Source organism: Bacillus sp. FG16, assembly GCF_057809515.1.
In genome coordinates this window covers 77,455-86,919 of sequence record NZ_JBMDKC010000011.1, presented here as the reverse complement: position 1 = coordinate 86,919, position 9,465 = coordinate 77,455, and the positions used below count along the sequence as shown (strand labels likewise).

The window sequence follows — 9,465 nt, the reverse complement described above, 5'->3', positions numbered from 1 at the left end:
TGCTTCAAAGGTTAGGAACTGAACAATTGTTAAAATATTAAACGTAACTTATATAGCATATTCCTATTAGCAACATTAATTATTTGTTCTATAACTTCTATCGCAACAGGAACGTCTTGGGGAACAGTGGGAACAGCAGGTATTGCTATGATGGCGATTGGTGAAGGACTTGGTTTACCACTTCCGCTTGTTGCTGGTGCAGTTCTTTCAGGAGCTTATTTCGGCGACAAATTATCACCACTTTCTGATAGCACAGTTCTTGCAGCTTCTATGGCGAAAGTAGATGTTATTGCTCACGTTCGAGCTATGCTCGTATTAGATGTTCCGGCTTATATTATTACTAGTATTATGTTTACTGTAGCTGGTTGGATGTATGGCGGCGATAATGTAGATTTGAATCGAGTAGAATTTTTAAAAGAAGCTTTATTAAAGCAATTTGATATTAAAATATGGATGCTTGTTCCGGCGGTCATTGTTATCGTTCTATTAGCGATGAAGAAACCGTCTATGCCAACAATTGCAATGGGAGCTTTAATTGGTGCAATTTGGGCAACTCTTTTCCAAGGGATGAACTTTGGAGAGGCGATTGGAACAGCTTATAACGGATTCTCAATTCAATCTGGTGTTGAGTTTGTTGACAAGTTATTAAACCGTGGTGGAATTAACGGCATGCTTGGCTCAGTAGCCGTTATTATTTTCGGTTTAGGATTTGGTGGATTACTTGAAAAACTAGGTGTTTTAAAAGTAATCGTATCAAAATTCGAGAAGAAATTAAATTCTGCAGGTAATGTAACATTGTCTACATTAATCGTGGCATTCTTAGCTAATATATTTGGTTGTGCGATGTATGTATCACTAATTTTAACACCAAAAATTATGGAAGATAGCTATGATAAATTAAAAATAGACCGTCGTGTATTAGCACGTAACTCAGAAGTAGGTGGAACATTAACTTCAGGTATGGTTCCATGGTCTGATAATGGTATTTTTATGGCTGGTATTTTAGGTGTAGCAACGTTCTCATACGTTCCGTTTATGTGGTTAAGCTTCGTATCGTTAATTTTAGCAGTTATTTACGGATATACAGGCAAATTCATCTGGTATGTAGATGATGCAGATAAAGGAAAGCAAGCATCATAAAATAAAAAGCACCTTCTACAATATGTAGAAGGTGCTTTTTATTTTTTAATAGCATTTGCTGAAGTTATTTCATTCTCATATTTAGCAATTTTTTGTTGTATCTTTTTTAAGTTTTTTTCAGTGTCTTGAATGAGCTGTAAGACATTGGTCTCTTGTTGTTTCATTAATTCCAGCCGTTGAAAGATAGTAGATTCTCCTTCCATAGACCAGTCGATAAATTGTTTTATTTTTTGAATTGGCATACCAGTGTTTTTTAAACACAAAATCATCTCTAAATATTTCAGTGCTTCTTCGTCAAAAACTCGATCTCCTTTTTCATTTCTTTGAAGAAAAGGGAACAGTCCTTGTTTATCGTAATAACGTATTTGAGAAATAGTTAAGTGTTGCATTTTGGCGACTTGCCCAATTGTATAATACATATCATTCATCCTTTTATTACCAAGGTATAATGCCATCTTTATTTAGTATTTTACCATTATAATTTGTTTCACTTAATGCATATTTAATAATAATTTTAGCACTTTCAGTGGTTGTATGGCCACCAGGGGAATTTCCATTAAGATCCGTAGTTGTAAAACCAGGAGTTACCCCAAAAACTTCTGGTCCGTTAGTACCAAGTTCTTTACTAAAAGCTAACGTTAAAGCATTAATAGCTGTTTTGGAAGAATTATATCCCAGTGTATTAATTGGATGTGTTTCACCATTAGCAAACATTGTTAGTGAGGCCATGTCAGTTGTTACATTTATGATTTTACTGTTGCTTGATTTCTTTAATAATGGTAAAAAGGCTTGCATCATTTGGAAAGTTCCAAAAAAGTTAACTTCAAATCCTTGGCGTAAAGTTTCAATATTTAATTCACTAGGTAGCGTATTGAAGTCTAGCGCTATGCCTGCGTTATTAATTAATAAATGTAAGTGGTCAGTCGTTTCGTAAATTTTCTTTGTTGCTTCTTGAATGGATTGTGCATTTGAAATATCTACTTGAATATAGGAAACGTTTGAAACATTTAAAGATTCTACGGCTTGTTGTCCAAGTTGTTCATTACGAGCACCTAAAAATACGTGATAATCTTTTTCTGCTAATTGACGAACAAGTTCATATCCAATTCCTTTATTCCCACCTGTTATGAAAGCATATTTTTTCATATTGAATTCCTCCAGTAGTGTTATAGTAGGTTACAAGGAAAAGGATACAGCCTAAACTTAAGTTTAGGTCAAGAGAAATTTTTAAAAATAAATATAGAATATCTATATATAAGATTGAGAATTCTTATCATTTAAGAGAAAGTCTGTTATTATAAGAGATGTAGGTATTATATTTTCAAGGGGATGAAAACATGGAGTACAGAATTGAAAGAGATACAATAGGAGAAATAAAAGTTCCAGCTGATAAATTATGGGCAGCACAAACACAGCGTAGTAAAGAAAACTTTCCAATTGGAACAGAGCAAATGCCGCTTGAAATTGTAAAAGCATTTGCAATTTTAAAGAAGAGTGCAGCGCTTAGCAATCAAAAATTAGGAAAGCTATCAGAAGAAAAAGCAGAAGCGATTGTAGAAGCTGCTGATGAAGTGATTGCAGGGAAATGGAATGAACATTTTCCGCTTGTCGTATGGCAAACAGGTAGTGGTACACAGTCAAACATGAATGTGAATGAAGTAATTGCAAATCGTGGGAATCAAATTTTGAAAGAGAAGGGATCTGACGTACATATTCATCCGAATGATGATGTGAACATGTCACAAAGTTCAAATGATACATTTCCAACGGCGCTTCATGTAGCTTGTGTAATCGCAGTAGAAAATCACGTATTACCAGCAATTACGAAATTAAAAGAAACTTTAGCAGAAAAAGTAACTGCATTTGAACATATTATAAAAATTGGTCGTACACATTTACAAGATGCAACGCCGTTAACTTTAGGGCAAGAAATTAGCGGATGGCACCGTATGCTTGAGAAAACAGAGCGTATGATTGCAGAGAGCAATACATATATGAAAGAGTTAGCAATTGGTGGAACTGCGGTTGGAACAGGTATTAATGCTCATCCTAAATTTGGTGAGATGGTATCAGAGGAAATTCGTCAATTTACAGGTAAACAATTTGTTTCTGCACCAAATAAGTTCCATGCATTAACGAGCCATGATGAAGTTGTATATACTCACGGCGCATTAAAAGCATTAGCTGCGGATCTAATGAAGATTGCTAACGATGTACGTTGGCTTGCAAGTGGTCCACGTAGTGGTCTTGGAGAAATTATTATTCCAGCAAATGAACCAGGAAGCTCTATTATGCCAGGTAAAGTAAATCCAACGCAAAGTGAAGCATTAACGATGGTTGTAGCGCAAGTGATGGGGAATGATGCAACAATCGGATTTGCTGCGAGCCAAGGTAACTTTGAGTTAAACGTATTTAAACCTGTTATTGCTTATAACTTCTTACAATCAGCTCACTTATTAGCGGATGCAATTGTTTCGTTTAATGACAATTGTGCAGTTGGTATTGAAGCAGATGAAGAAGTAATTAATGAAAATGTGAATCGTTCACTAATGCTTGTAACAGCGCTAAACCCACATATCGGATATGAAAATGCAGCGAAAATTGCGAAGCATGCTCATAAAGAAGGATTAACTTTAAAAGAAGCAGCATTGCAATCTGGACTACTAACAGAAGAGCAATTTGATGAAATTGTAGATCCAAAGAAAATGATTGCTCCAAAAGAGTAATAGAAAAAGCCAAGGTTCTTAGTATAGAATCTTGGCTTTTTGATGTTCATTTTTATGTTTCATCTACTTGCAATACTGCAAGCTTCAAAAAATATTATTTGTTAGCAGGCGTATTCATTACTTTCATCTGTGGGCAGTTCTCTTTTAAGAGTGAAATGAATTTTTCTTCTTCTTGTGGTACGAAAGTGGTCACTGAGTCAAATAAATTATAATTAATTTCTAATTGTTGCCTAGTCCATTTTTTTGAACGAAGTTTTTTGCCAGAGTACTTAATATGGCGAATGTCTTTAAATGGGATTTCAGTACGAAGTATGAAACCGTGTTTTACAACAAGAGATGATTCCGTTACGTTGTAGTGAGAGAAATAGAATGAAGAAAGATTCACGATATTTAGCAGCATCATGAGAGTGAAAGAAATAGAATTTTCATTTTGGAAGAATAACGAAACGAAAAAAATAATTATAAATAATGTAATGAAAATGACGTGGAATGGATTTTTTTTCGCTTTAAACTTCAAGTTAGTCACCTCGGTATACTTGTTCTTTAACTAAATTAAATCATAACATTGTGATAAAACGTGTGAATATGCAGAATTGCATATTCACACATTTTATTATTCATGTAAAATTTCTTGATGGGATAAATTCAAAAGAAGTTTTGTAATAGTGGAGTGACATGAAGTGACTTACAAGAATAGAAAGATAGCGTTAGTCATAATTGGTTGTATGATGATTATGAGTAGTTGTGCTAATAAATTTGTTGAAGATAGAAACCGAAAGCATGTATTTGTACAAGCAAGTAAGGTTTTAGTAGAGACTGTAAATAGAATATATAAAGTGAAACTTTAATCAGTGGGGGTCTTACTGCCCGTTAATGCGGGATAAAAAGTAAAAGGTGTTTTCTTATACGGAAACATCTTTTTTGTAGTTAAAATTGAATACTGAAGTTTTGGAATGAGTGAATACCGGTTCCATATTTACTAATCGCATAAGTATTCCGTGCAATTTGCTTAACGATAAACCAAGGGTCTTGAAGAATATTCATGTTCTATTCCACATCATATAAAATGAATTTGTATAAACACATTCGCTTTTCGTTGTATTAAACCCTTTCGATAGATGTTTTTATAAAAGTTTATAAAATGGGTAAACGAAACATTGAAATGTTTATTTGTGTTGTGATAAGATGATGAAGTGATAATAAACGTTATAGTAATTCGTTTGGTTTTTAAATAAACATTTTGAAGGAGTGTTTAGTGTGATTGATATTTCGGAGCAGTTTTGGGATGCGTCAATAGAGGAATTAAAGAAAGGGTATGTGTTTGATGAAGAAAAAGAGGAGTACATTTGCTTAGCTTGTGGTGAAAGATTTATTAAAGGTGTTATTTATCAAGATAACCAAGTTTTGTATGAAGCAGAGAAATTCGTCCAATTGCATATTCAAAATGAGCATACGTCTATGTTTGATTATTTATTAAATATGGATAAGAAATTTACTGGTTTAACAGATTTACAAAAGAAAATGGTTCAATTTTTCCATATGGGACTGAATGATAAAGAAATAGTAAAAGAGATGGATGGCGGAAGTACATCAACAATTCGTAATCATCGATTTACACTGCGAGAGAAAATGAAGCAAGCAAAAGTATTTTTAGCGCTAATGGAATTATCAGAAGAAAAATCAAAAGTACAAACGAAATTTGTAACAATTCATAGAACAGCAACGATGGTGGATGATCGATACAATATTACGGAAGAAGAAAATGATGAAGTATTAAAAGCTCATTTTACAGAAGGATTAGATGGACCTCTTTCTAAATTTCCGAAAAAACAAAAGCGTAAATTAATTATATTACGTCATTTAGTAAAGAAGTTTGATAGTAATAAAAAGTATACTGAAAAAGAAGTAAATACAGTGATAGAAAATGTATACCCTGATTTCGTAACTTTAAGAAGATATTTAATCGAATATGGATTTTTAGATCGAACAGCCGATGGAAGTCAATATTGGGTGAAGTTATAATCATGCGAAAAGAAAATGAATAGAAGCACAGTATAATAACAACTATACAAAGAGATAGATATTGAAAAAAGATTTTTAATAAAAGGAGAAATGAAATTTGAAACCACCTGCAGATAACAATAAAGAAGGTGCGGAGTCGCATAAGTTGGAAAGTGAGAGTAAACCGATTTGGAAATCGATGTCGATGTTTTTAGTACCGTTATTATTAAGTAATGTACTACAATCAGTTGGACAATTATTTGGTATGGTAGTAGTAGGAAGATGGCTTGGAGTTAATGATTTAGCGGCTATATCAGCATTCTTTCCTTTGTTCTTTTTACTTGTTTCATTCGTAATTGGAATAGGTTCGGGTAGTTCTATTTTAATTGGTCAGGCGTTTGGTGCTAAAAACGAAGATCGTTTAAAAGCTATCGTTGGTACGACGTTGACATTTACCTTTATTATTGGAGTTGTGTTAGCGATAATAGGCAGTATTTTTGCGATGGATATTATGCGTCTAATGGGAACGCCAGAAAATATTATTGAAATAAGTGTACATTATGCACGGATTTTATTTATATCGATGCCAGTATTATTTTTATATTTCGCATACACAACATTTATGAGAGGTACAGGAGATTCTAAAACGCCATTTTACTTTTTAATTGTAAGTACAGCGCTAAATATGATCTTATTACCGATTCTTATTTTTGGATGGTTAGGAGCTCCGAAATTAGATGTGTATGGAGCAGCCTATGCCTCTGTTATATCCACAGTTATTACGTTTATTGTCATGCTCGTGTATTTAAAGAAGAAAAATCACCCATTACAACTAGATGGAACGGTTAGAAAATATCTTCGAATGGATGGGGAGTTATTAAAGTTATTGTTAAGGCTCGGTATTCCAGCGAGTATTAATATGATATTAGTTTCATTATCTGAAATTGCGGTAATCGCATTTGTAAATCGTTACGGATCGGATGCAACAGCTGCTTACGGCGTTGTGAATCAAGTTGCAAGTTATGTACAAATGCCAGCAGTTAGCCTTGGTATTACAGTTTCTATTTTTGCAGCACAATCAATTGGGGCGAATCAATTTGATCGATTGCAGAAAGTTGTGAAGGCCGGAATTATTATGAACTACGTCATCGGTGGTGTGTTAATATCTCTTATTTACTTATTCTCAAGAGACTTTTTATCACTATTTTTAACGAGTCAAACTACAATTGAAATTGCTCATAGCTTAGTTATGATTACGTTATGGAGTTATTTAATTTTCGGTCATGCACAAATTATTAGTGCGACAATGCGAGCGAGCGGTACAGTACTTTGGCCAACTGTTATTGGAGTCGTTTCAATTTGGCTTGTAGAAGTACCCGTAGCATATTATCTTTCTTACCATACAAGTCTTGGAATAGAAGGCATCTGGATCGGTTATCCAGCAGCATTTATTGTCAGCTTAATATTACAGTATGCATATTATAAGCTTTCATGGCAAAAGAAACGAATTACACGATTAGTTAGTTAAATAGAAAAATGTCCCTAAGTTATTAGACTTAGGGACATTTTTTCGTAAGTGCAGGTTTACAAATAGCTTTTTAAAGTTATATCAAAATGTTTTCTAATGAGTGTTTTATCACTCATATAAAACTCCCACGCTTTTTCCGGTTCACCGATAATCTCAAAGGATTCCTCTGTAATATATAAAGCGCAATTATCCTCCAGTGCAATTCCTTCTATATTCCCTTGATGATTTTGTAAAAAGGAATGGAAGGCGTTCATTCTGTTTAATTGATTATAATGTGGACAAAATCTTTTATTAACAATCCCCCATCCGTTACTCTCTATATAACCAGCACCTTCATAATTTGATCGGATACTAGACGTGAACCAACACATAGCACCAGCGCTATAACCAGCAATAAGTGTTCCTTGTTGCAGAGCCAATAATAATTTTTCATCGAGTCTATGTTCTTTCCATTGCGTAAGCATGTGAATATAGTTCCCGCCACCTAGATAAATTAAATCGGCTGAATGAATCATCTCGTCTATTTCATACTTAGAAGGTGAATCTGTTGTAGTACGTAAAATTTGTACTTCACAATGTAATTGTTTTTCAAACGTGTCTAAAAATAATTTTATATAGCTTTCATCATCATGACTAGCCGTTGGAATAAACAATATTTTTGGGTACTGTTTATTTGTTAATTCTATAAGGCGTTCATTAATAGGCAAGTGATTTGAATCTTGTAAATCACCGCCACCAATGACAGCTAATTTCATAGTAAAGCACCACCTAATCATTTTTGTTATATAAAAATTCGATAGAAGAGAGTTACATTCCTTCCGTAATGTAATCAATAATTAGAAAATATAGCTTAAGTATATCGGAATAGTAAAGAAAACACTGACTATATATAGCAATGAATTAAAAACCTTTCATTGATATATAATATTTCATACTAATGTTTCAAAATATGGAAAAAATATGTTTAAATAGATATAATGAAGCATTAATTCATATTGAATTTATGCTTATATTTTAAAAGGGCATCGGAAATAATAGTGATTTTCCAAAACAGTTTTTACTTTTAATAGGAACTTGTATTACAATATGGTAAAATTATTTCAATATATTTATTTAATATGAAATACAAAGAGGGAGCGTGAAAAAAGTGGATTTTCGATTTGAATTTACAACGAAGCTGAAAGAATACTTAGACGATGAGAAGGATGAAAAAATAATAAAAGATGGACACAGAGATGTGATTTTTCACTATTTATATGCGTTAGAGACTGAAATTGGCGTTGTTAAAAATCCTAATTTTACTTTTTTTGCATCAGGAAGACGTTCACATATAGTGTTAGAAAACGTTGAATTTAAAACAGAAGTAAATGTAAAAAGTAATATAATTGAAATTACAAAAATCGTGGATAATGTAGCTATTCCATTAGATACTATCGTAGCGAAAGATCGGGAATTATTTGCACTTGGGCGTAATGAGAAGTTTAGTGTGCAAATATTAGAGCAGTATCTCTTTGATACATTTGGAGATAAGTTAGGCTTATAATGAATAGAATGAGGTACGTATTTATAGGTAGTGAATTTTAGTTTATATTACTCGTGTTTGACCTCTCATTTAATTTGTACTACAATTCGTAGTGTGAAAGGAGTCATACGATGTTTACGCAAAACTATAGGTTAAATGAGCAAGGATTAAATCATTTCTTTGGACCGCTTGAAGCGAAGATTATGGAGATTATTTGGTCTACTAAAGGTATTACTATTAAAGAAGTCCAGCAGAAATTAAGTGAAGAATCGCCTGTGAATTTTAATACTGTTATGACAGTTATGAACAGGCTAGTAGAGAAATTACACCTAGAAAAACAGACTGTAAAAAGAAGTGGCATATATCGTGCTATACAAACGAAAGAAGAATTCTTATCCAATCAAACGAAGAAAATGACACAGGAATTAGTGGGGGAATTTGGAGATTTAGTTGTAACTCATATGATAGATGAGTTAGAGCAGGCTGATCCGAATTTAATAAAAAAATTAGAAGACAAATTGAATCAGTTAAAAAAAGAGGATCGATGA

Annotated in this window: 10 protein-coding genes and 1 pseudogene; 7 read left to right on the top strand and 4 right to left on the bottom strand. The window is 33.0% G+C overall.

Annotated elements, in window-relative coordinates:
- Positions 1 to 54: 54 nt before the first annotated feature.
- A pseudogene (gene nhaC / locus ACODS7_RS06655) lies at positions 55 to 1,140 on the top strand (Na+/H+ antiporter NhaC); the annotation flags it as partial.
- Between the two features lie 38 nt (positions 1,141 to 1,178).
- On the opposite strand, the gene ACODS7_RS06650 reads toward nhaC, so the two are convergent.
- Together ACODS7_RS06650 and ACODS7_RS06645 are read right to left on the bottom strand one after the other, a co-directional pair.
- Positions 1,179 to 1,559, bottom strand: a complete 381-nt coding sequence (locus tag ACODS7_RS06650; RefSeq protein WP_098628976.1) for a MerR family transcriptional regulator — start codon at positions 1,557 to 1,559, stop codon at positions 1,179 to 1,181.
- Positions 1,560 to 1,575: 16 nt separating this feature from the next.
- Positions 1,576 to 2,286 carry an SDR family NAD(P)-dependent oxidoreductase gene (locus ACODS7_RS06645; RefSeq protein ID WP_016082135.1) on the bottom strand — a complete coding sequence of 237 codons (711 nt, stop codon included), beginning with the start codon at positions 2,284 to 2,286 and terminating at the stop codon, positions 1,576 to 1,578.
- A gap of 191 nt (positions 2,287 to 2,477) precedes the next feature.
- Between ACODS7_RS06645 and fumC the strand changes: the two genes are divergently transcribed.
- Entirely contained in the window at positions 2,478 to 3,866 is a 1,389-nt protein-coding gene (gene fumC, locus ACODS7_RS06640; protein ID WP_098628975.1) for a class II fumarate hydratase, read from the top strand.
- Between the two features lie 94 nt (positions 3,867 to 3,960).
- On the opposite strand, the gene ACODS7_RS06635 is transcribed toward fumC, so the two are convergent.
- The gene (locus ACODS7_RS06635; RefSeq protein WP_098628974.1) at positions 3,961 to 4,383 is read right to left on the bottom strand and encodes a PH domain-containing protein; all 423 of its coding nucleotides are present in this window, start codon (positions 4,381 to 4,383) and stop codon (positions 3,961 to 3,963) included.
- A 163-nt stretch (positions 4,384 to 4,546) separates the two neighbouring features.
- Here ACODS7_RS06635 and ACODS7_RS06630 point away from each other — a divergent pair, with 163 nt between their 5' ends.
- The 3 genes from ACODS7_RS06630 (at position 4,547) to ACODS7_RS06620 (ending at position 7,395) form a co-directional block, all read left to right on the top strand.
- On the top strand, positions 4,547 to 4,714 hold the full coding sequence (locus ACODS7_RS06630; RefSeq protein ID WP_016082132.1) for a hypothetical protein: 168 nt from the start codon (positions 4,547 to 4,549) through the stop codon (positions 4,712 to 4,714).
- 409 nt (positions 4,715 to 5,123) lie between these two features.
- Positions 5,124 to 5,888: a DUF2087 domain-containing protein gene (locus ACODS7_RS06625; RefSeq protein ID WP_098628973.1), complete on the top strand. Its 765-nt coding sequence runs from the start codon at positions 5,124 to 5,126 to the stop codon at positions 5,886 to 5,888.
- A 97-nt stretch (positions 5,889 to 5,985) separates the two neighbouring features.
- A complete protein-coding gene (locus ACODS7_RS06620; protein WP_098628972.1) occupies positions 5,986 to 7,395 on the top strand; it encodes an MATE family efflux transporter in 1,410 nt (469 codons plus the stop codon).
- A 56-nt stretch (positions 7,396 to 7,451) separates the two neighbouring features.
- On the opposite strand, the gene ACODS7_RS06615 is transcribed toward ACODS7_RS06620, so the two are convergent.
- Positions 7,452 to 8,150: a peptidase E gene (locus ACODS7_RS06615; protein WP_098628971.1), complete on the bottom strand. Its 699-nt coding sequence runs from the start codon at positions 8,148 to 8,150 to the stop codon at positions 7,452 to 7,454.
- A 392-nt stretch (positions 8,151 to 8,542) separates the two neighbouring features.
- Here ACODS7_RS06615 and ACODS7_RS06610 point away from each other — a divergent pair, with 392 nt between their 5' ends.
- Together ACODS7_RS06610 and ACODS7_RS06605 are read left to right on the top strand one after the other, a co-directional pair.
- Positions 8,543 to 8,938: a DUF3942 family protein gene (locus ACODS7_RS06610; protein ID WP_000347524.1), complete on the top strand. Its 396-nt coding sequence runs from the start codon at positions 8,543 to 8,545 to the stop codon at positions 8,936 to 8,938.
- Between the two features lie 110 nt (positions 8,939 to 9,048).
- A complete protein-coding gene (locus ACODS7_RS06605) occupies positions 9,049 to 9,465 on the top strand; it encodes a BlaI/MecI/CopY family transcriptional regulator (protein ID WP_098628970.1) in 417 nt (138 codons plus the stop codon).

What these genes read in the sequence shown, in the direction of transcription:
- ACODS7_RS06650 (WP_098628976.1), bottom strand. Translation starts at nt 1,559, where the DNA reads ATGTATTATACAATTGGGCAAGTCGCCAAAATGCAACACTTAACTATT.
- ACODS7_RS06645 (WP_016082135.1), bottom strand. Translation starts at nt 2,286, where the DNA reads ATGAAAAAATATGCTTTCATAACAGGTGGGAATAAAGGAATTGGATAT.
- fumC (WP_098628975.1), top strand. Translation starts at nt 2,478, where the DNA reads ATGGAGTACAGAATTGAAAGAGATACAATAGGAGAAATAAAAGTTCCA.
- ACODS7_RS06615 (WP_098628971.1), bottom strand. Translation starts at nt 8,150, where the DNA reads ATGAAATTAGCTGTCATTGGTGGCGGTGATTTACAAGATTCAAATCAC.
- ACODS7_RS06605 (WP_098628970.1), top strand. Translation starts at nt 9,049, where the DNA reads ATGTTTACGCAAAACTATAGGTTAAATGAGCAAGGATTAAATCATTTC.